The organism is Rhizobium brockwellii, from assembly GCF_000769405.2.
Lineage (GTDB): Bacteria > Pseudomonadota > Alphaproteobacteria > Rhizobiales > Rhizobiaceae > Rhizobium > Rhizobium brockwellii.
Genome location: NZ_CP053440.1, coordinates 283,292 through 307,094, shown reverse-complemented (window position 1 = coordinate 307,094; position 23,803 = coordinate 283,292). Strand labels below are relative to the sequence as shown.

At 61.4% G+C, this 23,803-nt stretch carries 21 protein-coding genes; 11 read left to right on the top strand and 10 right to left on the bottom strand.

The window, feature by feature from the left end:
- Positions 1-17 precede the first annotated feature (17 nt).
- The 6 genes from RLCC275e_RS24980 to RLCC275e_RS24955 all read left to right on the top strand — a co-directional run bounded on the left by RLCC275e_RS24980 (position 18) and on the right by RLCC275e_RS24955 (position 10,376).
- On the top strand, positions 18-1,538 hold the full coding sequence (locus tag RLCC275e_RS24980; RefSeq protein ID WP_033183036.1) for a DUF5060 domain-containing protein: 1,521 nt from the start codon (positions 18-20) through the stop codon (positions 1,536-1,538).
- 20 nt (positions 1,539-1,558) lie between these two features.
- A complete protein-coding gene (locus tag RLCC275e_RS24975; RefSeq protein ID WP_033183037.1) occupies positions 1,559-2,629 on the top strand; it encodes an ABC transporter ATP-binding protein in 1,071 nt (356 codons plus the stop codon).
- Positions 2,630-2,750: 121 nt separating this feature from the next.
- Complete coding sequence (locus RLCC275e_RS24970; protein ID WP_033183038.1) at positions 2,751-3,260, top strand: GNAT family N-acetyltransferase; 510 nt, start codon at positions 2,751-2,753, stop codon at positions 3,258-3,260.
- Positions 3,261-3,536: 276 nt separating this feature from the next.
- Positions 3,537-4,448 (top strand): protein-L-isoaspartate O-methyltransferase family protein, encoded by a 912-nt coding sequence (locus RLCC275e_RS24965; protein ID WP_033183039.1) that lies wholly within the window; start codon positions 3,537-3,539, stop codon positions 4,446-4,448.
- Positions 4,449-7,939: 3,491 nt separating this feature from the next.
- Positions 7,940-9,019 carry a YihY/virulence factor BrkB family protein gene (locus tag RLCC275e_RS24960; RefSeq protein ID WP_033183481.1) on the top strand — a complete coding sequence of 360 codons (1,080 nt, stop codon included), beginning with the start codon at positions 7,940-7,942 and terminating at the stop codon, positions 9,017-9,019.
- A gap of 73 nt (positions 9,020-9,092) precedes the next feature.
- The gene (locus tag RLCC275e_RS24955) at positions 9,093-10,376 is read left to right on the top strand and encodes a cystathionine gamma-synthase family protein (RefSeq protein WP_033183041.1); all 1,284 of its coding nucleotides are present in this window, start codon (positions 9,093-9,095) and stop codon (positions 10,374-10,376) included.
- Between the two features lie 49 nt (positions 10,377-10,425).
- Here the strand turns inward: RLCC275e_RS24955 and RLCC275e_RS24950 are convergent, their stop codons facing one another.
- Together RLCC275e_RS24950 and RLCC275e_RS24945 are read right to left on the bottom strand one after the other, a co-directional pair.
- On the bottom strand, positions 10,426-10,839 hold the full coding sequence (locus tag RLCC275e_RS24950) for a cupin domain-containing protein (RefSeq protein ID WP_033183042.1): 414 nt from the start codon (positions 10,837-10,839) through the stop codon (positions 10,426-10,428).
- A gap of 43 nt (positions 10,840-10,882) precedes the next feature.
- Positions 10,883-11,647, bottom strand: a complete 765-nt coding sequence (locus RLCC275e_RS24945) for an SDR family oxidoreductase (RefSeq protein ID WP_033183043.1) — start codon at positions 11,645-11,647, stop codon at positions 10,883-10,885.
- A 399-nt stretch (positions 11,648-12,046) separates the two neighbouring features.
- On the opposite strand from RLCC275e_RS24945, the gene RLCC275e_RS24940 reads away from it, so the two are divergent.
- Positions 12,047-12,505, top strand: a complete 459-nt coding sequence (locus RLCC275e_RS24940) for a carboxymuconolactone decarboxylase family protein (protein WP_033183044.1) — start codon at positions 12,047-12,049, stop codon at positions 12,503-12,505.
- A gap of 20 nt (positions 12,506-12,525) precedes the next feature.
- Here the strand turns inward: RLCC275e_RS24940 and RLCC275e_RS24935 are convergent, their stop codons facing one another.
- Genes RLCC275e_RS24935 through RLCC275e_RS24925 form a run of 3 tightly spaced genes read right to left on the bottom strand, consistent with a single transcriptional unit; the run spans position 12,526 to position 15,684 of the window.
- The gene (locus RLCC275e_RS24935) at positions 12,526-13,731 is read right to left on the bottom strand and encodes a thiolase family protein (protein WP_033183045.1); all 1,206 of its coding nucleotides are present in this window, start codon (positions 13,729-13,731) and stop codon (positions 12,526-12,528) included.
- A complete protein-coding gene (locus RLCC275e_RS24930) occupies positions 13,709-15,238 on the bottom strand; it encodes an AMP-binding protein (RefSeq protein ID WP_033183046.1) in 1,530 nt (509 codons plus the stop codon). Before RLCC275e_RS24930 ends, RLCC275e_RS24935 begins: the two co-directional genes overlap by 23 nt.
- Positions 15,239-15,267: 29 nt before the next feature.
- Positions 15,268-15,684: an acyl-CoA thioesterase gene (locus RLCC275e_RS24925; protein ID WP_033183047.1), complete on the bottom strand. Its 417-nt coding sequence runs from the start codon at positions 15,682-15,684 to the stop codon at positions 15,268-15,270.
- Between the two features lie 53 nt (positions 15,685-15,737).
- On the opposite strand from RLCC275e_RS24925, the gene RLCC275e_RS24920 reads away from it, so the two are divergent.
- Entirely contained in the window at positions 15,738-16,712 is a 975-nt protein-coding gene (locus RLCC275e_RS24920) for a zinc-dependent alcohol dehydrogenase family protein (RefSeq protein WP_033183048.1), read from the top strand.
- 12 nt (positions 16,713-16,724) lie between these two features.
- Here the strand turns inward: RLCC275e_RS24920 and RLCC275e_RS24915 are convergent, their stop codons facing one another.
- Positions 16,725-17,096, bottom strand: coding sequence for a winged helix-turn-helix transcriptional regulator (locus RLCC275e_RS24915; RefSeq protein ID WP_033183049.1), 372 nt, complete (start codon positions 17,094-17,096; stop codon positions 16,725-16,727).
- Positions 17,097-17,233: 137 nt separating this feature from the next.
- Between RLCC275e_RS24915 and RLCC275e_RS24910 the strand changes: the two genes are divergently transcribed.
- Positions 17,234-17,701, top strand: a complete 468-nt coding sequence (locus tag RLCC275e_RS24910) for a nuclear transport factor 2 family protein (protein WP_033183050.1) — start codon at positions 17,234-17,236, stop codon at positions 17,699-17,701.
- A 162-nt stretch (positions 17,702-17,863) separates the two neighbouring features.
- Here the strand turns inward: RLCC275e_RS24910 and RLCC275e_RS24905 are convergent, their stop codons facing one another.
- The 4 genes from RLCC275e_RS24905 to RLCC275e_RS24890 are packed head-to-tail and all read right to left on the bottom strand — an operon-like array spanning position 17,864 to position 22,128.
- Positions 17,864-18,331, bottom strand: coding sequence for a response regulator (locus tag RLCC275e_RS24905; RefSeq protein ID WP_017957324.1), 468 nt, complete (start codon positions 18,329-18,331; stop codon positions 17,864-17,866).
- A 55-nt stretch (positions 18,332-18,386) separates the two neighbouring features.
- Positions 18,387-20,345: a sensor histidine kinase gene (locus RLCC275e_RS24900; protein WP_033183051.1), complete on the bottom strand. Its 1,959-nt coding sequence runs from the start codon at positions 20,343-20,345 to the stop codon at positions 18,387-18,389.
- Complete coding sequence (locus RLCC275e_RS24895) at positions 20,342-21,004, bottom strand: response regulator (RefSeq protein WP_033183052.1); 663 nt, start codon at positions 21,002-21,004, stop codon at positions 20,342-20,344. Before RLCC275e_RS24895 ends, RLCC275e_RS24900 begins: the two co-directional genes overlap by 4 nt.
- On the bottom strand, positions 21,001-22,128 hold the full coding sequence (locus tag RLCC275e_RS24890) for a sensor histidine kinase (RefSeq protein ID WP_033183053.1): 1,128 nt from the start codon (positions 22,126-22,128) through the stop codon (positions 21,001-21,003). Before RLCC275e_RS24890 ends, RLCC275e_RS24895 begins: the two co-directional genes overlap by 4 nt.
- A 191-nt stretch (positions 22,129-22,319) precedes the next feature.
- Here RLCC275e_RS24890 and RLCC275e_RS24885 point away from each other — a divergent pair, with 191 nt between their 5' ends.
- Complete coding sequence (locus RLCC275e_RS24885; RefSeq protein WP_033183054.1) at positions 22,320-22,778, top strand: SgcJ/EcaC family oxidoreductase; 459 nt, start codon at positions 22,320-22,322, stop codon at positions 22,776-22,778.
- Between the two features lie 328 nt (positions 22,779-23,106).
- Positions 23,107-23,664, top strand: coding sequence for a DUF3299 domain-containing protein (locus tag RLCC275e_RS24880; protein WP_033183055.1), 558 nt, complete (start codon positions 23,107-23,109; stop codon positions 23,662-23,664).
- Positions 23,665-23,803 lie beyond the last annotated feature (139 nt).

The following is a 23,803-nucleotide window of genomic DNA, read 5'->3' as shown; positions in this document are numbered from 1 at the left end:
CACGAGGAGAATATTCTATGTCTGATGCAACAGTCGAAAAATGGGGCGTGTTCGAGGCCTCCTTTGATGGACCCTCCGGCGACAATCCCTATCTCGACGTGGCATTCGATGCCGTGTTCACCCATAAGAGCCGCGAAGTCCGCGTGCCGGGCTTCTATGACGGCAACGGGACCTACCGTATCCGCTTCATGCCGGACATCGAAGGCGAGTGGTCGTTTTCGACCCGTTCCAAGACTGCCGCACTCGACGGCAAGACCGGCGCATTGACCGCGAGCGAGCCTTCGCCCGCCAATCACGGCCCGGTGCGCGTGCGCAACAAATTCCACTTCGCCTATGCCGACGGCACCCCGTTCCTGTGCTTTGGGACGACCTGCTATGCCTGGACGCACCAGCCGCTCGACATGCAGAAGCAGACCCTCGAAACCCTCAAAAAGGCCCGCTTCAACAAGATGCGGATGGGTGTGTTTCCGAAGGATTATCCCTACAACGTCAACGAGCCGTTGCACGCCTCCTTCGAACGCGGAGCGGACGGAAAGGAAGACTTCGATCGTCCGAATCCCGCCTCGTTCCAGCACTTCGAGAAGCAGGTCGCAGCGCTCTGCCAGTTGGGAATCGAAGCCGATATCATCATCTTCCACCCCTATGACCGGTGGGGCTATGCCGACATGTCGGCCGAACAGGATTTTCGCTATGTCGAATATCTGGCCGCTCGTCTCGCCGCCTACCGGAACGTCTGGTGGTCGCTTGCCAATGAATATGATTTCCTCATCGATACAAAGCCGATGGAGCAGTGGGATCGCTACTTCCACATCCTGGAAGAGAACGACCCCTACCAGCACCTGCGCTCCATCCATAATGGCGACGTGACGGCGAATTTCGATCACCGCAAGCCATGGGTGACCCACACCTGCATTCAGAACCCTGACGTCAAGCGGACCCAGGAATGGCGCGATTCCTACGGCAAGCCTGTCGTCAACGACGAGCCGGAATATGAGGGCGACATCCTGCAATCATGGGGCAATCTCAATGCGCAGGAGCTCGTGCATCGCTTCTGGATCACGATGGCGCGCGGCGGCTATGCCGGCCACGGCGAAACCTATTCCCACCCCGAGGACCTGATCTGGTGGGCCAAGGGCGGGGAACTGCGCGGCGAAGCGTGGAAGCGCATCGCCTTCCTCCGCGACCTCCTGGAAGCCGATGTTAAGCACGGCCTCGAGCCACTGGGCATCATCGGTGAATGGCCATGGTCTCGCGTGTCGGGCGCCCGCGACGGCGATGGCGACTTTCGCCTGATTTATTTCGGCGAGCATCAGCCGGTGGTCTGGTCCACCGGCCTGCCTGTCGACGGCGACGACTATGATATCGATCTCATTGACACCTGGGAGATGACGATCACGCCGGCGGAGAAGGTGGCGGCTCCCGTTCCGCATCCGACGCGCCATGGCTCGGTCGTGCGCGGCGGCAAGCCGGACGCGGCCTTCGGCGTAAAAATTCCGCGCAAGCCGTACCAGGCACTGCGCGTGCGCAGGAAGCGCTAGAAGATGACAAGGGGTACGAAATGTCTGGCTTGAGCATCAGAAACGTCAAGAAATCCTTCGGCCCGGTCGATATCATTCATGGTGTCGACGTCGAGATCGCCGACGGTGAGTTTACCATTCTCGTCGGCCCCTCCGGCTGCGGCAAGTCGACATTGTTGCGCATGATTGCGGGGCTCGAGGATATCACCGCCGGTCAAATCAGCATTGACGGCCGGGTCGTGAACAATCTGCAGCCGAAGGATCGCGATATCGCGATGGTCTTCCAGAACTATGCATTATACCCGCAGATGACGGTCTCCCAGAACATGGGATTTGCGCTCGAGCTCGCCGGGGTCAAGCGGCCGGAAATCGAACAGAAGGTCGGTGAGGCTGCAGCAATTCTCGGATTGCAGCCGCTTCTCGACCGAAAGCCGGCGCAGCTGTCGGGCGGACAGCGACAGCGCGTCGCCATGGGCCGGGCCATCGTTCGCGATCCGAAAGTCTTTCTCTTCGACGAGCCGCTCTCCAATCTGGATGCGAAACTGCGCGTGAAGATGAGAGCGGAAATCAAGGCTCTGCACCAACGCCTGAAGACCACGATCGTTTACGTCACCCACGACCAGATCGAAGCCATGACCATGGCTGACAAGATCGTCGTGCTCCACGGCGGTCGCGTCGAACAGATCGGCAGTCCGCTCGAGCTCTATGACCGACCACGCAATATCTTTGTCGCCGGTTTCCTCGGTTCCCCCGCGATGAACTTTCTCGAGGGAACCCTTGAGGGCGCAGGCAACCCGGTATTGTCGCTGCCGGGCGGGTCACGCGTAACGCTTTCGCGGGCTCCAGCCAATGCCGCCAACAGACCGCTGACGCTGGGCATTCGTCCCGAAGACATCACCTTCGGCGGCGAAAACGGTGTGGATGCCGTGGTCAAGGTGGTCGAGCCGACGGGATCGGAAACCCATGTCGCCGTGGAGCTCGAAGGCAGGGAGCTGACATGGGTCGTTCGCGAACGTGTCGAGCTGGTGCCGGAACAGCCGGTGAAGCTTTCTTTCGAAACGGCCAAGGTTCACTTCTTCGACCGGGAGACGCAGCAGCGTTTGAGCGTCTGAATTAGACGCGTCAGCAGGTCCGTCGAACGCGGAACCGGAATTTGCCCTTGCAGACGAAACGCTGACTTGTACTCTCTAGTCTCGCCAACAGGCTGTTGGTCGAAGACGAGGTAGCCAGGACATGCACATTCGAAAGGCCGTCTCCGCCGACGCGGCGGAGCTGAGCAGTCTCCTGAACGAGATCATCCTTGCCGGTGGAACGACCGCACTCGAGACGCCGCTTTCAGCTGCCGAGTTCGCGGACTGGTTCATCGATGGCGAGTTTCCTCTGACCTGCCATGTTGTAGAGCACGATCAGTCACTCGTCGGTTTTCAGTCGCTGAGCTTATACGGCGATCCGCCAAAAGGCTTCGCCGACATCGCGACCTTTGCCCGCATGAACCCCAGGACCGCAGGCGTCGGCAGCGCTCTTTTCCCCGCAACCCGAGCGGCGGCGGAAGAACTCGGGCTCGAATTCATCAACGCGACCATCCGCGCCGACAATGTCAGCGGCCTTGGCTATTACACAAAGATGGGCTTCGAGACCTATGACCGGCTGGTCCAGGTTCCGCTTCAGGACGGGACGCCCGTCGATAGGATCAAGAAGCGTTTCAGAGTGGGCGCCAGGCATCACACGATACCCGACGCCTGAAACGTGTTCGATGGCGCTGTGGAAGTGCTTGGCATCCAAGGGCCGACCGCTTCAGCCTTGCTCAGCGTCGCCCGTTGTCGGAGACCGATAGGCCGATACTGCCTCGTCGCCGCTCACGCTGGAATATTAACCTTATGAAGTAACAGCGTAGTTTTCCAAAATGGAAGAGAAGTGCCATTTAACTTCCGTCACGAGTTCCCTCCCCACGAAATCAAGCATTTGGGATAGAGACGGATTTGGAGCCGCAACGACGGAAAAAAGGAACAGATCAAAGCCATGTCCGGAGATTTGTCCATACCGACTGCGATGTTCACGGCCGACGAACTGGCGGTGATCCGCCGCGCTTACGCCCATCAGGTGGTGGCAACCGCCGCGACGACGAACCCGCGGATCGAAGCTGCCTTTGCCACCGTCCCGCGCGAAAAATTCCTCGGTCCGCCGCCATGGGAGATCGCCAACCTGGGCGGCGGATATCACCCCCTCCCCTCCTCCGATTTGGTTCTGGCCTATCAGGACGTGCTATTCGCCCTGCAGTCCGAAAAGGGTGTCAACAATGGCAGTCCCTCACTGCATGCCCGACTCCTGGCAGAGCTAGACATACAAATCGGCGATCGCATCGCCCATATCGGTGCCGGCACCGGTTATTACAGCGCAATTCTCGCAGAGTTGGTCGGCACTTCCGGTCATGTCTATGCCGTCGAGATGGATCCCGATCTGGCTGCCCTCGCTCAAACAGCGCTTGCTGATCGCGCCAATGTCAGCGTCATTAACGCCGACGGCAGCCAATGGCCGCAACAGGAGGTGGATGCGATCTATGTGAATTTCGCCGTCGCGCGGCCAGCGGAACCCTGGATCGAAAGGCTTCGGCCTGGAGGGCGTCTGGTTCTGCCACTCGGCGTACCGCGCCAGGACCGACCGCCGAAAGGCGGCCGTCATGCATCCCATGGTGCCGCACTTCGGATTGAGCGCGGCGAGGGTGGGTTTGCGGCGCGTTGGATCGGCACAGCCTATTTCGTCTGCGCCAATGGTGGATTGACAATCGACGATAACGAGATCGAGGCGCTGACAGCCGCCTTCAGGCGCGGCGGCATCGAGTTCGTCAAAAGCCTGCTCTGGAAGACGGAGCCGCGGATCGGACGCTGCTGGTATATCGGCGACCAATGGGCGCTCTGCTATGACGACGTCTGAACTATCCGCCCCGGTTCGGCAAAACCGACCACCCATCCCTGCGGGGAACGGGAGTGACGTAGCGCGCCGCGGCACCCAAGAGTTTGACGTTCTCGACACCACCTTTCCTTCGACCGACGCGATCAGCTAGCCGCACTTCTGACCGACGATGACGTCGCAACGCTCAAACATCCGGCGCAAGGCATGGGCGACAATACGCTCAGAGCGCCGACCTCGGATCTGGCTATCTCGGAGCTTAGCCAAGGCGCGCCACCGGCACCCTTCCCCGCCCAGTGCTGGAGGACCTGCTGTGAAATCAACGTCCATCATCTCTCGGAGTCAGCGAGCGCGCGGCAAGGATCGGAGCCAAGGCATACCGACTGAGCTCGAGATAAGATTGACCGCCGACGGCGTGTTGAAATGCAGCGGCCAGCGTGCGTCAGATATGGCGCCCCAACAGCTGACTTGATCGGCTTTAATAGGCCGGCTCGACATGACCAAGGCTTTGCGCGCTTCCTCCTGGAAAGCGCCACGTAGACAGGCGGCTGGGATCAGCAAGCGGCGGCGACCGCGCCATCGTCGGTCGGTGGCGCTCTTGGCGCGCGGCTTGCTCGCCAGCGATCTCACGAAACAACCACGCGCGTCTCTCCTGCTGAAGGCGATGCGGCGGTCGCGGCGCAAATCGGCGGCGCAGACAACCCATCGCCGGCTCAAGCTCCCTGATCTCGACACATCTCGCGAAGTCCGATCGACACGTATGGAAGGTGAGGATGCGGCGCCTGTGCGGCGGCGGGTTGCCAGAATGACAAAAGCCCGGCGCGGGAGAGATGCGCCGGGCTTCGAAAGTGACCGACAGCTGGGAGGAGAAGTGCTGTCCGTCGGACCGAAGCGGCTAGGAGGGGAAAGCGCTTCGGTCCGTCACGAGGTAGTGTCGCAATGCGGCAAATTCAAGCCTGACGATTGCGCGGATGTCGCAGACGAAGTGCCAGGCAAGTACAGCCCAATCTCGCACGCGATCAGGGCTAGGCGAGGGGTTGTCCGCGGACAACTTGCCGTCAGCGATCCGGCGGAGGGAGTTAAACAGCTTTCAGCGGGCCGACCTGCTCCCCCACGAAATGATCGACGAGGGTAGGGGATCGCACTGCTGGTGCGCCAAAAACCGGGCACGCGAATGGAGAGTACCTCAATGGTCGACGGCGATCCGCCCTGGAGGTGCCTTGCCTAACCCTTCGCCCTCTCACGGGCGTGGCCTCGCTTATCTCCACCTGACTGAAGCCGAATTGACCGAGAGATCGAATAGGGCAATCGCTAAGCTGGGCGATCTGGCGCCGGCGACCAACGACGACCAGAACATCCGACCCATCCGCCCACCACATGCGGATGTCGCCGCCGGCTTTTCGCTATCCGCCGCATCATTCGAGGCTTCGGCCTTTGACCTACGAAGGACAGGAAGGAGGACCAATCGGCAGGCTTGGACGAACAAACCGATCGATGTCCCGCGGGCTGACAGGCTGCTGAATTTCGCCGCCGTCACCTGCCGCGCTCTCCAGCCCTCCCCTAAGATGCCCCGCAGAGGCCTCGAAGTACGGCCCTGGCCGCCGCCCCGCTTGCCCGATCTGCCCGGGATTGCGACCGAAGCGTAGTCGTTAGCCAAACAACCTCCGCCTGGTGACGGGCGGCCTCGATTGCCACCTCATCAAGGAGGCCCAAGAGCGGCAAGGATGATACCGCCGCGGCGCGATGCCATCCTTGCCGCGGATCCCTTTCGGTGTCCGAAGCCACATCGCAGGCAGCCCGCATCTCTTCGAATTGGCCACGTTCTGCTCCTCCTAAACGCGGGGTAAGTTCTAGGTATCGCGGACCCGTCCGCAGACCCGACAGAAATCTTCGAAACTCTTGGAGCCGAATGCGCCACGTCTGTTCGGCAAGACGCAGGACACCGCTGTTCTACAATGGCAGGCAGGGCCATCAGGCGGGCGTACTGCCGCAAGTCCGTGGCATCCATCAGCAGGGCGATATCAGGGATATTTTCCCGGCCGCGCGAACCAATTGCTGTGGAGATCGGATCGTGTGCAAACAACCTGACAGCTACTACGTTGATCATCCGGTTGTCCGCGGACAACGGCACGATCAGGCGACATTCGGCTTGCAGGGGTTTGCGGGTTCACCTGAGGCAAGACTGGAGGCTCGACAGTCCTCCCATCATTGAGGCTGGGCCTTCCGTGCGATAGCCGACCGACAGAACGCTGTCTCGCTACCACCGCATTCAGCTCTTCATGCGACCGGGCGGAAGGATTACCCGACAGGGGAGGGGCCGCCTTTCGAACCTATGGGAGCGGCAGGTCATAGCCGAGGCTTTAGCGCGCATCAACTCATTGCGAACCGGTGGCCGCTGAAATCGACCGACAGTCCTTCAGCGCACATGACCCAGCGACGACTATCGCCGATCTGCTTGCTGCAGCGAGCGAGCGCATGTGGGAACGGTGACCTCCGGTCCGCCTTGTCCTGGGATAACCGACCGTGGCGGCACGGCTTCGCCGCCATATTAGACGGGGCGGCGCCCATCATTGATGCACGCTATTCGATGACGCGCAGCCCCTCGCTATAATGAATGTGGAACCTGCGTTAATCCAGGTCGATATGGCAGGAGATGATCCTGCGCCTTCCAAAGGGATGCTGGAGATGCCCAGCAACGAACTGCCGAAGCAGCACCGCCAGTGACAGTCGGGGAGGGGCCGCCGATGGCACATGACGCCAGGCTGAGAGCTTGCCGACGTCCGGAGCAGCGCGCATCATGTCACCACCGCCTTGCCATACAGTTGCTTTCGCGTGCCGACTTGGCGATCGCGATGCGTGTTCCGCCGATTACCGAGACGTTATCAAACAGCCCCCGTGGCCATCAAGATCGCGTCCGCAGGCAGGCAGTGTCTCGACGACGCTCAGCCATGCGGCGCGCCGAGCGAGAGCAATCGGCTCGCAGGCGGCCGGCCTGGTATTTGCCCGTTGATAACGCAAACGGCTATTGCAGGCCATTATCACAGGCGCTATTGTTTTCTCGGGCTTGCTGCACAACGCGTCGCCTGCAGGTGCCGGTCGCCGGCATCGGACGGCAGCAAGATTTAGACCCAAGTCGCGCTCCCGATACGAGCTGCGCACCGATCTACCCGCTTCGCGGCCGCCAAGCCGCCCTATCGGTAAACTTACGAAAAAGCCGCCCTGCAACCCAGTAACGAAACTAAAGTCCTGGTTCGCTTCCGTAGCAGGATGCGGTTTCAGCTATATCAATGACTTATGGTTTTTGAAACGTCGCGAGATCCTTTGCTTTAGGCGATACCGAGCGCAGTGGCGGCGCGGCTTGACGAGTCCACAATCACCTCCAATCACTGCCGCCTGACCCGACCGGGGAAACGGACTGATCTCCGGCTCCGGCATAAATGTCCGCAGGAAAGCAATGGCTTGCATCCTTTGGCAGCACCCTGCGTTATCTCCGCACCAGATCGGAGAGCATCCTCATGCCAGATGTACTTCACCTCAAGAAATTCCCCTTTGCGGCGACAATGATGGCCGCAGCAATTGGCGCATTTGTCTTGATGCAGGCAACTGAGCGCCGGTCGGTCGCCCCGTCTGCGGATACCGGCCGCGCGGGTGACGATCATGGCCGCAGCGCCAGCACGCCCGAGGCTATCCCCTTCAGCGGCCTTCGCGACGTGTTCTGGCGCGTCTTCCACGAGATTCTCGCCGACCGGGTCACGCTGATTGCCGCGGGCGTGACGTTTTATCTGCTGCTGGCGCTGTTTCCAGCCATGGCGGCTTTGGTATCTCTTTACGGTTTGATTGCCGATCCGGCCACCATATCCGAACATCTTCGCGAATTGGCCGGTCTCATGCCATCAGGCGCGTTCGATCTTCTTGCCAATCAGATCGAGGAGCTCGTCGGTCGGCGCGATGCTACGCTCGGCATCACCTTCTTCGTCGGCCTCGGCATCGCCCTCTGGAGTACACATAGCGGTACGCTGGCGATCTTCGACGCGATGAACGTCGCCTATGAGGAGGAAGAGAAGCGGGGGCTTGTCCGGTTGAACCTGATCGGCCTCTGCTTCACCTTGTGCGCGATGCTTTTGACAGTTGTCATGGTGGCGCTCGTCGGGGTCATGCCGATTGTCCTCTCCTATCTCTGGCTCGATCAATTCAAGGAGCACATGGCCCTTCTCCTGCGATGGCCGCTGCTTCTGCTGGTCGTCGCGGTGGCCGTTACATCAGTCTACCGCTTCGGCCCCAGCCGGGAGCCTGCCAAGCTCCGGTGGATGACATGGGGCGCGGCTCTGACCACTGTCGCCTGGGCCGCCATGTCTCTCGGCTTTTCCTTCTATCTGGATCACTTCGCCAATTACAACGCGACATACGGCACACTCGGCGCACTGATCGGCTTCCTCATCTGGATCTGGCTTTCCGTCGTCATTCTCATTGTCGGAGGGGCGCTGAACGCCGAACTGGAGCATCAGACCGCGAAGGACACGACGACGGGAGCGCCGCTCCCGATGGGATCGCGCGGGGCCTATGTCGCGGACACTCTGGGCAAGACGATGAGCTGACCGCGATGATTGCTCCTCTCCTATGGTTTTGATGTATTCTGCCGTTTCTGCAGTCCCGACACAGGAGACGATGATGACCGCCCCGCATCCTTCCAAAACTCATATCGGCAATCATGCGCTGCATCCCGAAACACAGATGCTGAATTACGGCTACGATCCCGAACTTTCGGAAGGGGCGGTCAAGCCACCGGTGTTTCTCACCTCCACCTTCGTGTTCAAGACGGCCGAAGATGGCCGCGACTTCTTCGATTACGTGTCGGGCCGCCGCGAGCCGCCCGAAGGGAAGGGGGCGGGCCTCGTCTACTCGCGCTTCAACCATCCGAACAGCGAAATCGTCGAAGACAGGCTCGCCGTCTACGAACGGACGGAAAGCGGCGTGCTGTTTTCATCCGGCATGGCGGCGATCGCCACCACTCTGCTCGCCTTCGTCCGGCCGGGGGATGCGATCCTTCATTCGCAGCCGCTCTACGGGGGAACCGAAACATTGCTGGCGAAGACTTTTCTGAACTTCGACGTCGCCGCCATTGGATTTGCCGACGGCGTCAGCGAAGGATCGGTGCAAAAGGCGGCAGAAGAGGCAATGGCCAAGGGCCGCGTCTCCGTCATCCTGATCGAGACGCCTGCCAATCCGACCAACGGCCTGGTCGATGTCGCGATGATCCGGCGCGTGGCCGACATGATTGGTGGAAGACAGGGCCATATGCCGATCATCGTCTGCGACAACACCCTGCTCGGACCGGTCTTCCAGCGGCCGATCGAGCACGGCGCCGATATCTCGCTCTATTCGCTGACGAAATATGTCGGTGGTCATTCGGATCTGATCGCCGGCGCCGTTCTTGGTCGCAAGGCGGTGATCAAGCAGATCAAGGCCCTGCGCGGCGCGATCGGCACCCAGCTCGATCCACATTCCTGCTGGATGCTCGGCCGTTCGCTGGAAACGCTGCAGCTGCGCATGGAACGGGCAAACAGCAACGCGCGAGCCGTTGCCGACTTTCTGCGTGATCACCCGAAGGTCGAGAAGGTTCACTACCTGCCCTACCACGATCCGGACTCGCCGGCCGGCCGGACCTTCATCGCGCAATGCACCGGCGCCGGCTCAACCTTCTCTTTCGACATTCGCGGCGGTCAGCCCGCCTCGTTCAAATTCCTGAACGCGCTGCAGATCTTCAAGCTCGCGGTCAGCCTCGGCGGCACGGAATCGCTTGCGAGCCATCCGGCCACCATGACACATTCCGGCGTGCCCGCCGATGTCCGCCAGCGCATCGGCGTTCTGGAATCGACCATCCGCCTTTCGATCGGCATTGAGCATCCGGACGATCTGGTGGCGGATCTGGAGCTGGCGCTGCAGGGCGCCTGATGCGGCGGGAGAAATCGATGCCCGGCGGCGCCGGGCATCGGGCGCGACGTCACTTGTCGTCGGTGGTCAGTTCCTTTTCGTCGGTGTTCAGCACGAAGACCGCAAGCAGGCGCGCCGGCTTTGTCTTGCTGGCGTTCTTGCTGACGGCGTGATGATCGCCCGGAAATTCGGGAAAGCTTTCGCCGGCCTTGTAGACCTTTTCCGGCCCGTCATTCACCTTGCTGGTGATCGCCCCTTCGAGAACGGTGGCATAGATGAAAGCCGAAGCCGGGTGCGTATGGCCGGGCGAGGAGCCGCCCGGCGCATATTCGACGAGCACCCCCCGCATGCTCTTGCCGGGAACATTAGGGAGCTTCTGGTCGAAAACGACGCTTACCTTCGCGTCGCCGCCTGCGGCATGAGCCTGAGTGCCGGCTGCAAGGACAATGGCGAGCGCCGCCGCCGAGATCATTTTTCTGAGCATGTCTGGTCTCCTGCGTTGATGGGAATGGGTCGGGCGCCTGGTATCAGGCGCTCTTTTTCTGGGGCGGCTGCCGGCTCAGCCAATCGTCGAAGCGGATCTGGCCGAGCCGCGCCTTGGCGCCGGTCACGAGCGAATTATCCTCGAGCTCCACGCCGAAGTAGCGGGCGTGCGGATCCGCCACCACTTGCCGCGGATCGTTCGTCGCCTTGAAGAGACGCATCACGATTTCGGTGAGGCGGACTTTCTCCGGCCCGCCGATCTCGATCGTGCCGTTCACCGGCTTGCCGAGCGCCACCTCGGCCATGACGTCGGCGACGTCGTCCGAGGCGATCGGCTGCACGTAGGCCGGCGACAGATGCACGGTCTGGCCGACGGTACCCGACTGGGCGATGCCAGCCATGAATTCATGGAACTGGGTGGAGTGCACGATGGTGTAGGGTATGCCGGAGCTCTTGATCAGCTCTTGCTGGGCCATCTTGGCGCGCATGTAGCCGCTGCCCTGCAGCCGCTCCATACCGACGATCGACAGAGCGATGTGATGCTTGACGCCGGCGGCAGCCCCTGCCTTGAGCAGATTGCGGCCCGACGTCTGGAAGAATTCCAGGACGGCCTTGTCCTCGAACGAGGGCGAGTTTGCGAGATCGAGAACCACCTGTGCCCCGGCGAGCGCTTCCGCCAGGCCTTTGCCAGTGATCGTGTCCACACCCGAGTTCGGCGAAGCCGCCAATACCTCGTGCCCCTTTTTGCGCAATCTTTCCACGGTCTTTGAGCCGATGAGGCCAGTGCCGCCGATAACGACGATTTTCATGGGTAGTCTCCTTGTCCTTTACGAGGATGTCCTCTGGTGACTTGCCGTTGTTGACTTGAAAGCGAGCAGCCAACTGCTCGACGTGCCGAAACCGCGTCCTCGATGAGCGAAGCGACTTCATCGGGACCGTCGCCGGTGCGAACGGTGTAACCGATGGGCAGGAGGATGCGCCGGATCGCGGCCCCAAACTATTCTTCCTCGGTCGCTGTCAGCCTATGCGAACGTCGTAGGTCAGCTGGCTCTGCGGTCGAGGCAGCCGGCCGAAATGGCGGAACGTCACATCGACAGGCATCGGCCTGATGTACCGTCGGGGCAGATAGCCGACCCGGAAGGCGAGGCGTATTCACTGGCCTGCAAGCCGAGGCTTGCGTCATCAATCCTCTCACGATGGAGATAAGAATGATCAAGCGTCTGAATTTCATGGCTCATAAGAACAGCGGCATCGACGGCCTCGTGGCCGTTGAAGGTTGGATTGCCAAAAGCTTCGATCCGAAGTTGCTCGAACTCGTCAAAGTGCGTGTTTCCCAGATGAATGGATGCGCTCACTGCCTGCACATGCACCGCCAGGACGCGCTGAAGCTCGGCGAAACGGATGACCGGCTGCTGCTTCTGAACGCATGGCGGGAGTCGCAGCTCTTCACCACTCGGGAGCGGGCCGCACTCGCCTGGGCCGAGGCTCTCACTCAGATCGCGAAAAGCCATGCGCCGGATGATGTTTATGAAGAGGCGCACGCCAACTTCTCGGATGACGAACTCGTGGCCCTTTCGATTGGTGTTGCGATGATCAACGCCTGGAACAGGCTGGCGATCGGATTTCGGCTTCAACATCCGGCAGATCACAAACGCGCCGCCGCTTGACTGTCTGCGCCTTCGGCGGATCAGGAAAGCTGGGTAGCCTCGAACATGGCAGTCAGCCCGATGCCTCCGCCGATACCGATCATGGCCAGGGCGGTCGCGCCGGGCGCCCAACTTCCCCCGGTGTCGCGGATCAGCTGGCTGTATAGTCGGGTAACGAGGATTGCGCCGGAGGCGCCGAACGGATGGCCCAAGGCAATTGCTCCGCCGTTCCTGTTGATCGCGTCGACAGGAATATCGAGCTGATCCAGCGATGCCAGAACCTGGGCCGCAAAAGCCTCGTTGAACTCGATGGCATTGATGTCCAAGAGCGAGAGCTCGGGCTGACGCTGCAGCAGCTTTCTGGTCGAAGCGACCGGCCCGATGCCGAGCAGATTGGGATCCACACCGGCAGCAGCGCTGTCGATGAAGGCAAGGCCCTTTTCGATACCCATGCTCCTTGCCATCCCTCGACTCATGACAAGCACCAGGCAGGCGCCGTCGTTCAGCGGGCAGGCATTGCCCGCTGTCACCGAACCATCGGCCAGGAAGACCGGCCGGAGGTTTGCGAGCGCCTCAAGGGATGTAGCCGCACGTGGGCACTCGTCCCGTTCGACCAGACCATGGCTGGTGGAAATTTCGACAGTCTCGGGTCGAAAGATGCCCGCCTCGGTAGCCTGCACGGCGAGCCGGTGGCTGTGCAGGGCGAATTCATCCTGTCTCTGGCGCGATATGCCGAACTGGCGCGCGACGTTTTCGGCGGCAATCCCCATTTCCGGGTCGCCGATCGTTTCAGGCGAAAACCGGGCGCGCCCGTAAAATCGCGGCGGCATCCCATTCGCCTTTGGTCTTTCGACGCGCCATGGTGCGGTGCTGACGCTCTCCACGCCGCCGGCCAGAAAGCACGAACCGGCTTTCGCCTGGATCAGGCGCGCCGCCATGATGATCGCTTCCAGGCCCGAGCCGCATTGCCGATCGATGGTCACGCCCGGAACCGCCATGGGCAGACCTGCGGTCAGCGCCGCCAGCCGCGCGATGTTTCCGCCGCCGCCGGCGGCGTTGCCCACCAGCACGTCGTCTATCGTGTCGGGTGCAATTCCCGTTTCCGAAAGGATCCTATGAATGATTGGCGCAAGCAGATCTTCCGCCGCGACAGTCGCAAGCGACCCGAAAGCCCGGCCGATCGGCGACCGGTAGGCGGCGACCACGACTGGCTGCCAATCCTCGTCAGGCTGATAAGCGTAGGACAAGATCGTCTCCAGAAACCACGGCCTGCTCCACTTGCCCCCTTGAAATCTTGCCGCTGCTCGTCATCGGCCAGGACCTTATATGGTAGAATTGCTTGGGGATCTTGTACTTCCCGAGCATCTGCGCGCAATGATCGGCCAGTATTTTCGGGTCCATCGTCTCTCCCGAGACGACGGCGACGATCCGCTGGCCGAAATAGGCGTCCGGCAGCCCGAAGACAACGGCATCCTCAACGCCGGGGCAGGCTTTCAGCGCGCTCTCGACTTCGGCGGGATAAACGTTGTTGCCACCCGTGATCATCATGCCGCCCGCCCTGCCGATCACCCGCAGCATGCCATCGGCATCGAGTTCGCCGAGATCTCCGACCGTCGCTCCGGCTTCTGTGACCCGGAACGCCTGACCGTCGTCGCCCCAGAGATATCCATCCGCGATCAGGTCGCTGCTGACGAATATGGTTCCCGGCACATCGGTCCCGACGTCGTCTTCATCCGGATCGCGAATGGAGATTTCCACGCCGGGATAGGCTTGCCCCACCCGGTCGATCGGAAAATCGATCTCGCCGCCGACAAGGGTCGAGACCGTCATGAAGCCCAGTTCGGATGCGCCGTAATATTCCCGGATACGGGCCATCGGAAACAGGCGACGCGTGGATTCGACCCCGTTCCTGTCAAGCTTTGCGCCGGCGGTCAGGACGTCGCGCAAGGGGGTCAAAGCGGGTTCGCCCGCCCACGCCCTTGCAATTCCGGCTATATGGGTGGGCACGGCGACCAGCCGCTCGACGTGCCAGGAGGAAAGCGTGCGTGCGGCCGCGACGGGATCCCATTTCCGGACTGAATGGAAGGTTGCCCCAGCATCAAGAGCTTCGACCAATGCATAAAGCGCCAGGCCATGCGCGAGGGCTCCCGGGCACATTGTCGACGGCGCGTCTTCGAGTTCAAAAACGACGCGTCCGCGATCGAGGCTGCGGCGCCATTGTTCGCGCGAGCGATAATAGGCTTTCGGCTCGGCGGTGGTCCCCGACGTGAAGCCGATCAGAAAGATCTTGTCGGCATCGAGCGGCAGGTCGGCTTCCTTTCCCGCTGCGGCAAGGTCGAAAGCCTCCGCTCCTGCAGCGACGACGGGAATTCCTAGCCTTCGGGCAATTTCAGCGCTCGGCCCGGCATCGTCGTCGACGATCAGAACGTCAGGCGCCAGGCGATCGATGATGCGTTCGATCCTTTCCGCCGGCATCATCGGGTCGATGACCGCGCAGGCATTCGGGAAAGCGGTGGCCGCCGCAAAATACTCGGCAAAGCCGATATGGTTGCCAAGGCTGAGAGCGGCAAGCGTCTCCACACCGGGCAGATCGAACGTGCGGCGGTTCGAGCGAGGGAGATCTTGGAGAAACCGATAAATTGCCTTGGCGCGCATATAGAGCTCGCCATAGCTGAGCGAGTGCCCATCGATCACCAGCGCCGGCTTGTTCGGTGTCTCCGTTGCATGTCGAAGAAGCTGCGCATGGAACGGCATGGACACCCGTTGGTTTGAACGATCGGCAATCAGCCGGGAGACAGAGCGGCTCTCGTCGCTTCGGGAATCGGCGTCGGGCGGCTGTCGGAGAGGCCGACGCAGACCCAGACGAAATGCGCAGATGCGCAATGAGCGCCATCGCGCTGGCGAAAGAGTTCTATGGCAAAGGACAGGCTCGTGCGCCCTATTTTCTCCACGTCCACCTTTGCCTCGACGACATCGTCAAGGTCGATCGGGCTGTGAAAGGTGATCTCCGCCTTCTTCACGTGATAGGCGACGCCGGAGGAGGTGTGACGGAAATGGCTGAGAATTTGCCGTTGCCGCAGGAACTCGACGACCGCATCCTCGCAATAATCGAGATAACGGGAGTTGTGGACATGACCATAGATGTCGATGTCTCGCATCGAGACTCGGAACGATGCTAAAGGCTTGTCGTCAACGCTCATTCGATCACCGAAAATTCGATGCGGTGGTCTAACCGCAGTGTGTGGGGGATGCAATGCAATATCAGGCGGTCGTGCGAAAATTCGGCCCGGCTCAGGATGTCGTCGAACTCGAGCAGGCTGCGCTGCCGCCGCTGCGGCGCGACCAGGTGAGGGTGCGTCTGCTGGCGCGGGCGATCAATCCGTCCGATATCATCACCATATCAGGAGCCTATAGCGGACGCACGACATTGCCCTTCATTCCCGGCTTCGAAGCGTTCGGAGTGGTCGAACAGTGCGGTGAAGAGGTTCATGGGCTTTCCCCCGGGGCACGCGTGCTGCCGGTTCGCAATGCCGGCGGCTGGCAGGAATTCAAGGATACCGATCCCGGCTGGTGCCTTCGTGTTCCTGGCGAGCTCACCGACTTCGAGGCTGCGACGAGCTACGTCAATCCGATGACGGCCTGGTTGATGCTGCATGCCAAGATCGGGCTGAGGCCGGGCATGCGTATCGCCATCAATGCCGCCGCCTCTTCGATCGGATCGATATTGATCGGCCTCGCCAATGCCGCGGGCGTGGAGCCGGTGGCGATCGTTCGCAGCGAAGGATCACTTGAGCGCCTGCGCGGCGGCGTCGAGGCTGTTATCATCGATAGGGAAGAAAGCGAAAGCGATCTGGTTGCCGGGCTCGCCGGCCGGCATGGGCTCGACGCGGTGCTCGATTGTGTCGGAGGTGCGCGCGCCGCGACCCTCGCCGGTGCGCTGCGGCCGGGCGGACGCTTCGTACATTACGGCCTGCTCTCGGGGCAGAGCATCCCGAATTCATTCTGGGCGTCCCATACCGATATTTCCTTTTCCTATTTTCACCTCCGGGAATGGGTTCATTCGCAAGCTATGGACGACGTGCAGCATGCCTATTCCAAGGTCGCGGCGCAGATCGCTTCGAAGGTCATTGAGACCGAGATCCGGGAGGTGTTGCCTTTGGAAAGTGTCCGGCAAGCCCTGCAGTCCGCGCTTCCGTTCCGAACGGGCGGCAAGGTTCTGCTCGCCTGACGAACGCGGTCACTAGGCGTTTTCGTTTCGTTGCCGCACGCTAATGATTGCCGGGTGGTTCTGCTCGGCCCATCCGATCAGGGTTTTCATGGGAATAAGGAAGGATTGGCCCAGTTCCGTCAGCTCATATTCCACGCGAGGCGGAACCTGCGGATAGACGGTGCGCCGCACGAAGCCGTCCTGCTCCAGATGCCTCAACGTCTTGGAGAGCATCTGTTTCGATATGTCCCCGATCTCACGCATCAGCTCGTTGAAGCGTTTCTTTCCGTCTTCCAGTGCCTCAAGGATGAGCAGACTCCATTGATCGCCAATACGATCGAGCACGCCTCTGATCGGGCATCCCGTCCCGGGTTGTTGTTTCGGCTCGTCCGTTTCCTTGGGCATGCTCCATCCTCGGTCATCGTCGGCTGACCTCGCCACTAAAACGTGCCTTCTTGCTCGGCATGTCGAGGTTTCATAGACCAACTCTCATAGTCTGCTTTCTAGACTAGATCGCGAATCCATACCAAGGAGCTTGATGCATGACATTCGGGAAATCGCTTTTCGCACTCGTCATTTTGGCAGGCGTCGCCGCGCCGGCCGGCGCTTTTGCTGAAACGGCCTCGCGGGATTTGAAGGTCGAGGAAGCCAACCGGAAGCTGGTGGTGGAGTTCTACGACCGGTTCTTCAACAAGCACGATATCGAGGCTGCCGCCGTCGTCGCCGACGACTACCGGCAGCACAATCCTCAAGTTCCCGACGGAAAGAAGCCTTTGATTTCCTTCTTCACCGGCTTCTTCAAGGACAATGCCCAATCGAAGGCCGAGATCGTCCGCAGCGCCGCCGATGGCGATCTGGTCTGGTTGCATGTGCACGCGACCAACGGCGCAGGCGATCTTGGCCAGGCGATCGTCGATATTTTCCGCGTCGAGGACGGCAAGATCGTCGAGCACTGGGACGTGATCCAGGCCGTTCCGAAAGAGGCGGCAAACAAGAACACCATGTTCTGAGTTGGGTGGGGCCGGCTTCCCAGTTGGCCCCATTATCGGCGTTGCGCGCCTGGTTCAGCCGTCTCTCTCGTTGCTGCCGATTTCCGCCGCATTGCTCGGTCAACATTTGCCGATGGCCCAACGCCCAAACGCCAAGATGGCGGGTGCCATAATCGATACGCATCAATCAATCCGGGGACGCTCCGATTTCGGCGTTGCCAGCCCGTGTTTGGCAAGCTCCAGGGTCAGAATACGGGTTTCGAGAAGGTTGAAGATGCGCAGGATGGCCTCGATCGCATCGAACGGCTTCGTCAGAAAATCCTTCGCGCCGAGAGAAAGCGCCCGCCGGCGCGTCGGCAATGTCGCATCCGCGGTTAGAACCAGGATCGGCAGATAGCTGTTTTCGGGAATGAGCCTCGCAAAGGTCTCCAGAAGAGCGAAGCCATCGAGATCGGGCATCATCAGGTCGAGGAGAACGAGATCGACAGGATGTTCGCGAAAGAGCCGCAAGGCCTCGCGGGGCTCGGTGGTACTGATCAGCGCCGTAAAGCCTTCGCGCTTGAGGATACGCTCCAGCAGCGAGACATTGGCGGGCTCGTCGTCGACGATCAGGATCGTCGATCGGCGCACGATATCGGTGGAATCTGTCATGGACCCAATATTTCGTTGAAGCGATGCCGAACTGATATCAAGCGGCGCGGCCAAATCAAAGGTGATGCTTTGACGGCGGGCTTCCCATCGCAACCGGTCTTGCCTCTACCGCTGCAGGCGCGCGCGGCAGATCGACGTGGAAAGTGGCGCCGCCTTCCCGGTTGCTGAAGCCGAGCGTTCCGCCCATGGCGTCTGTCAGATGTTTCGACAGCGCGAGCCCGAGACCGGTTCCATCCCGGCTGATCCGTTCCGCTCCCAACCGATCGAACGGGGTGAAAAGCCGGGAGACGCGTTCGGCCGGAATGCCGGGACCGGTATCGCTGACCTCGATGCGGATACGGCCGCCATCCATCGCGCGGTGGCTGACGGTTACGCTTCCCTGGGGGCGATTGTATTTCACCGCATTGGAGAGGAGGTTGAGGAACACCTGCAGCAGACGCCGCCGGTCGGCGAGCACCGAAAGATCCGGCTCGACCGGCCCGACGACCTCGATCGTGATCTGCTGCTTACCGCAGAGCGGTCTTGCAAGCGACACGGCTTCATCGATCACCTCGGCGACGGGCTGTGCTTCGACAGCGAGATCCATGTGCCCGGCCTCGATCCTCGCCATGTCGAGAACTTCGTCGATGAGGCTGAGCAAATGCCGGCCGGCCCTCAATATCTGCGCGACACTCTCCCTGGACTCGGTATCGGTGACGTCCATTTCCAGAAGCTGCGCGAAACCGAGCACGGAATTCAGCGGCGTGCGCAGTTCGTGGCTCATGCGCGACAGAAATTCGCTCTTGGCGTTGCTCGCGCGGATCGCATCCTCACGGGCGCCAAGCAGGGCCTCTTCGATTTGCTTGCGCTCGGTAATATCGCGCGTGATCTTGGAAAAGCCGCGCAACCGGCCCGTCTCGTCATGGAGTGCGGTCACGACGACGTGCGACCAGAATTTCGACCCGTCCTTGCGAACGCGCCAGCCTTCCGCTTCGGTGCGTCCGCGAAGGGCTGCTTCGGCAAGCTCTTCTGCCGGAAAGGTGTCCCTGGTTTCCGTGGGATAGAAGCGGGAAAAATGCTGCCCGACGATTTCCTCGGCGCCATAACCGGTGATCCGCTCGGCGCCTTCATTCCAGCTTATCACCCGTCCTGACGTATCGAGCCCGAAGATGCCGTAGTCGCTGACGCCTTCGACCAGTTGCCGAAAGCGCTCCTCGCTCTCGGTCAGGTCCGCCTCGCGTTTTTTCAGAAGGACGCTCGCATCTTCGAGCGCCTGTCCGAGACTGCCGAGTTCATCGCGGAAGGGATCCGCCACCGTCACGACCTCGCCTTGCGACAGCCGATGCGCCTCAGCTTTCAGCGCATGCACACGGCGCACGATGCTTGCCGAAAACAGGAAGACGGCGACGAGCGCGCCGGCAAAACCAAGAAAGCCGGCTGCGATCATCAGGCTTCGCGACAGAGTGCGAACCCGGTCCGCGGCCTCGGTCCTCGCGTGAAGCAGATCCGCCTCCCGCCGGCTCATCGCGTCGATTTCCTGTCTCAGCACATCGAGGACCTGCTTGCCCTCGATGAGCTTGGCCGCAAGGTCCTCGCGTCCGCCGGCGCGCAGGATGTCGGCCTGTTTCAGGAGTTGGAGACGATCGACTTTCGCGACGACCAGGCTGCGGATGCGTTCGAAGCGGCTCTTCTGCTCTTCATCCCGCAATCGCCGGCCGACCTCGTCGAGCACGACAGGCAATCTGTCCTCGGCTCGGTTGAAGGGATCAAGAAAATCGGCTCTTCCGGTCAAGAGATAACCCCGCATCGCGGTGGCCGCTTCGGCGATCGAGGCATGGATCTCTTGAATACCCGACTGGATCTCGAGCGTGACCCGCACCTGATCCTCGGCAATCCGGCTTTGCCGGTCGGCCACGAAGACGGAAGCGAGAGCCGCAAGCAGCAGCGCCAGCGGCACAGTGATGATGACGATACCCTTTGCCCTCAGCGGAAGGTCGGCGAAGCGTAGCGCCTGCCGGCGCGTCGTCGCGGTCATTGCTGTTCTTCCCTGGATGTTGACACGAACCCGCCACGCACAGCCATGACGGCGGCTTGCGTCCGGTCGCCAGCGCCGAGCTTGCCGATGATCCGCTCGACATGGATCTTCACGGTACCAGGTGAGATTTTCAAGGCCCGGCCGATCTCCTTGTTCGTCAGGCCCTCGGCCACCTTCGACAGGACTTCGCGCTCCCGGATGGTCAGCGTCTCCAGAGCGCTGCTGTTGGTTTGCGGCTTGGTGGCCGCGCGGCGCAACAGCCTGGCAACGAGCGGACCGTCGAAGAAGGCGTCACCCTGAAGGACGCGCCGGATCGTGCGGAGAATGTCTTCCCGGCTGGCATCCTTGAGCAGGTAGCCCGTAGCGCCTGCTTCGATCGCCGCTTCCAGGTAGTCGAGGCTGTCATGCATGGTGATGATCATGACGCGTGTCCCCGGCGACACGCGCCGGATCTCCCTCGTCGCGGCGAGGCCGTCCATGCGCGGCATGCGGATGTCGAGGAGAGCAAGATCCGGCTTGTGCTGCGTACAGGCCTCCACCGCTTCGACGCCGTCGCGCACGTCCCAGGCAATATGAAAATCGTCTTCGCCGCCGATCATGGCGATAAGACCGGCACGGGCGATGTCATGATCGTCGGCGACAAGGATCGATGCCGTCATTCTGATGTCGTCTCCTGCTGAAGAGGGGCGGCGGCGCGGACATGCGTGCCGCCCGAAGACCCGGCCTCGATCTCGATCCGGCCGCCGAGCAGCGCCAGCCGTTCCCGCATGCCGACGATGCCGAGTTGCCCGCCCCGCATCTGGGCATGGCGCAACTCGCCGATGCCTTTGCCATCATCGATCACTTCGAGATGCGCTTCGCCCTTACCGTCCTCGAAGAGGCGCACGACCAAGCGGCTCGCCTCGGCGTGCTTAATCACATTGGTGATCGCTTCCTGCGCGACGCGATAGAAAATGATCCCCGTCGATGCCGGCCAGCGATCGGCGGCGGCATCGAGATCGGCGATCACCTCGAGATCGTCGATTGCATCGAGACGCGTGCGCAGAGCCGCGGCGACGCCGAGATCATCGAGCTCGGGCGGGCGAAGATCGGCGATCGCCCCCCTGAGATCCGCAACGGAATGGCGCGCGAGTGCGGCGAGCTGGTCGATCTCGGGCTTCAGGACATGCGCCTCGCCGATGCGGGCCGCTAGGTTCTGCAGGCGATAGCTGAGACCTGCTGCCAGCTGCGCCGAGCCGTCGTGAAGATCGAGCGCTACTCGCTGCCGCTCCTGCTCCTGCGCCTGGATCAGTTGCGCGACGAGGGCTGCGAGCTCGCTGCGCTGCCGTTCCAGATCACCGAGAAGCGCCTGATTTTCCGCCGCCTGCCGATCAAGATTGTAAGCGTCGGCCAGTTGACCTGCCACTACCTCCAATGTCTGCCGATCGTCGGCGTCGATGGCGCGGCCTCTCGATGGACCGATCAACGTGAGGTGGAAACCGGAGCCGTCCTGCGAGGTAAACAAGATGCTGTCGCTTCCCGGGCTCGTCGACTTGCCGACCATCAGCTGCACCGGCAGATCTCCCTGCAAGGATGGAAAAACGAGCTCGGCAAAGGCTGCTCCCGCGAAGTCGGCGAGCCGCGATAGAACCTCCTGGGCAGCCGTTTCGAAGGCTTGGGTGTCAAGCAGGTTTCGCGCCTCGATGATGAAGCGCAGCCGGGCCGCGCGCGCTTCCGCCGCCCGGTAAAGGGCCCTCAATTCTGTGACGTTCGGCGCATGCGTCGTGCCCGTATCGTGGTTCATGCCTGACGGTGCTGCTCCGAGATGAATGACGCGGGCACGATAGTCATTCCGGCAGGAATGTCATCTATGCCGTTCGGCAGACCCGATCGGAGCCACCCGGCAGATGGGGCAGCGGCATCGGGCACCTTAGATGTTGGTCATGCGGTCGACCGATGCGATGTCCGCCGGAACCGCTACATAGGAAAGTCAAAATGCGTACCATCATTGCTGTCGCCCTCGTTCTCGGTTTCGTTCAGGTCCAGTCGGCTGCGGCGGCTACCGCAACCGCAACCTGTGCGCCGACAAGCGAAGCGGAAATCGCCAAGCTCTTCGACCGCTGGAATACCTCACTCGCGACGTTGAGCCCCCAGGAGGTCGCCAAGAACTACAGTGAGGACTCCGTGCTTCTCGCGACCTTGTCGGACAAGCCTCGCCTGACCCAGGCGGAGCGGATCGATTATTTCGAGCATTTCCTGGCGAATGAGCCCAAAGGCCACATCGATAGCCGCGACATCCAGATCGGATGTAACTGGGCCGTCGACGTCGGCACCTACACCTTCACCCTGAAGGACGGTTCGAAGGTTCCCGCCCGCTACACCTATACCTATGAGTTCAAGGACGGGAAGTGGCTGATCACCTCGCACCACTCTTCGATGATGCCGGAGACGTAAGGCTTCACCGGCCTGCCGGTCCGACAAGGAGATCCCGTGTTCACCTCACGCGGGGTCTCCTGACTGCCAACCACTCGGTCGTCGTTCCCCCGAGCTATTACCTCCGGTCGATGGCAGCGATTGCTTGAGGCTGCGGTCACTTTCGTGCCGAACAGCAGCAGGACGGGCTCGAACATGACGAAAGAGAGGCCATACCGTGTGAGCCCCCTCTACCCCGCAAAGCCCTGAGTAAGTCCGCGCCCGAAGTTTTGACGGCCAAGTGGGATCGGGAGTAGCATCCATGCGGCAGCGGCAAAGTGGTCAAAGCGGCCGGCCCCGCGGAGATGCAATGATGAAGCACAAACCTCTCCTCCTGACGGTCGTGGCGCTGGCATTTGGTTCCGCATGGCCAATTTCCGACGCGTCCGCTGCCGCGCAGCCTATCTTCTGGAGTGCTTTACGGCCGGCCGATCAGGCCAAAGCGACAGTGCCGCTGTCGGGCAAGGCGGTGAGCAGCCCACAGGGCGAAACGCTCGCCTGGCGTGGCGAGGAGCATCCGATCGAATTGACGGGCTTCGTTCTGCCGATCGACCAGGAAGGCGATCTTGTCTACGAATTCATGCTGGTGCCTTGGGCCGGAGCCTGCAGCCACATGCCTTCCCCTCCGCCCAACCAACTGGTTCGTGTCGTTCCGGAAAAGCCTTTGCACCTGGCAAGAATGTACGAAACCGTCGCCGTAATGGGTACCCTGCGGCCCGGCTTGGATCAGTCGCAGTTCTTCATGATCGACGGCGTGCGCGTCCTCACCTACGGCTACAGCATAAACCATGCCCAGGTAGCGACAGTAACGGCGACGACCGATCCCGATCTGCTGTCACTTTCGCCTTTCGGCATTCTGCCTCGCTAAAGTGCTGCGATCATGCGACGCCACCCCGCGCTCGTCATTCCTATCCCTGTCATAGGAATCCAGCCACCGCGCTTCTGCGCGCTGAATGACTCTTATCAAAGCAAGGAGGTCTCCCGCGCCCAAGGGCTTAGGCGCACTG

Coding starts and splice junctions, on each gene's coding strand:
- RLCC275e_RS24890 (WP_033183053.1), bottom strand. CDS start 22,128: ATGAACCACGATACGGGCACGACGCATGCGCCGAACGTCACAGAATTG.
- RLCC275e_RS24950 (WP_033183042.1), bottom strand. CDS start 10,839: ATGCTCAGAAAAATGATCTCGGCGGCGGCGCTCGCCATTGTCCTTGCA.
- RLCC275e_RS24880 (WP_033183055.1), top strand. CDS start 23,107: ATGATGAAGCACAAACCTCTCCTCCTGACGGTCGTGGCGCTGGCATTT.
- RLCC275e_RS24970 (WP_033183038.1), top strand. CDS start 2,751: ATGCACATTCGAAAGGCCGTCTCCGCCGACGCGGCGGAGCTGAGCAGT.
- RLCC275e_RS24980 (WP_033183036.1), top strand. CDS start 18: ATGTCTGATGCAACAGTCGAAAAATGGGGCGTGTTCGAGGCCTCCTTT.
- RLCC275e_RS24930 (WP_033183046.1), bottom strand. CDS start 15,238: ATGCCGTTCCATGCGCAGCTTCTTCGACATGCAACGGAGACACCGAAC.
- RLCC275e_RS24885 (WP_033183054.1), top strand. CDS start 22,320: ATGCGTACCATCATTGCTGTCGCCCTCGTTCTCGGTTTCGTTCAGGTC.
- RLCC275e_RS24975 (WP_033183037.1), top strand. CDS start 1,559: ATGTCTGGCTTGAGCATCAGAAACGTCAAGAAATCCTTCGGCCCGGTC.
- RLCC275e_RS24960 (WP_033183481.1), top strand. CDS start 7,940: ATGCCAGATGTACTTCACCTCAAGAAATTCCCCTTTGCGGCGACAATG.
- RLCC275e_RS24905 (WP_017957324.1), bottom strand. CDS start 18,331: ATGACAGATTCCACCGATATCGTGCGCCGATCGACGATCCTGATCGTC.
- RLCC275e_RS24910 (WP_033183050.1), top strand. CDS start 17,234: ATGACATTCGGGAAATCGCTTTTCGCACTCGTCATTTTGGCAGGCGTC.
- RLCC275e_RS24965 (WP_033183039.1), top strand. CDS start 3,537: ATGTCCGGAGATTTGTCCATACCGACTGCGATGTTCACGGCCGACGAA.
- RLCC275e_RS24920 (WP_033183048.1), top strand. CDS start 15,738: ATGCAATATCAGGCGGTCGTGCGAAAATTCGGCCCGGCTCAGGATGTC.
- RLCC275e_RS24895 (WP_033183052.1), bottom strand. CDS start 21,004: ATGACGGCATCGATCCTTGTCGCCGACGATCATGACATCGCCCGTGCC.
- RLCC275e_RS24940 (WP_033183044.1), top strand. CDS start 12,047: ATGATCAAGCGTCTGAATTTCATGGCTCATAAGAACAGCGGCATCGAC.
- RLCC275e_RS24915 (WP_033183049.1), bottom strand. CDS start 17,096: ATGCCCAAGGAAACGGACGAGCCGAAACAACAACCCGGGACGGGATGC.
- RLCC275e_RS24925 (WP_033183047.1), bottom strand. CDS start 15,684: ATGAGCGTTGACGACAAGCCTTTAGCATCGTTCCGAGTCTCGATGCGA.
- RLCC275e_RS24955 (WP_033183041.1), top strand. CDS start 9,093: ATGACCGCCCCGCATCCTTCCAAAACTCATATCGGCAATCATGCGCTG.
- RLCC275e_RS24945 (WP_033183043.1), bottom strand. CDS start 11,647: ATGAAAATCGTCGTTATCGGCGGCACTGGCCTCATCGGCTCAAAGACC.
- RLCC275e_RS24900 (WP_033183051.1), bottom strand. CDS start 20,345: ATGACCGCGACGACGCGCCGGCAGGCGCTACGCTTCGCCGACCTTCCG.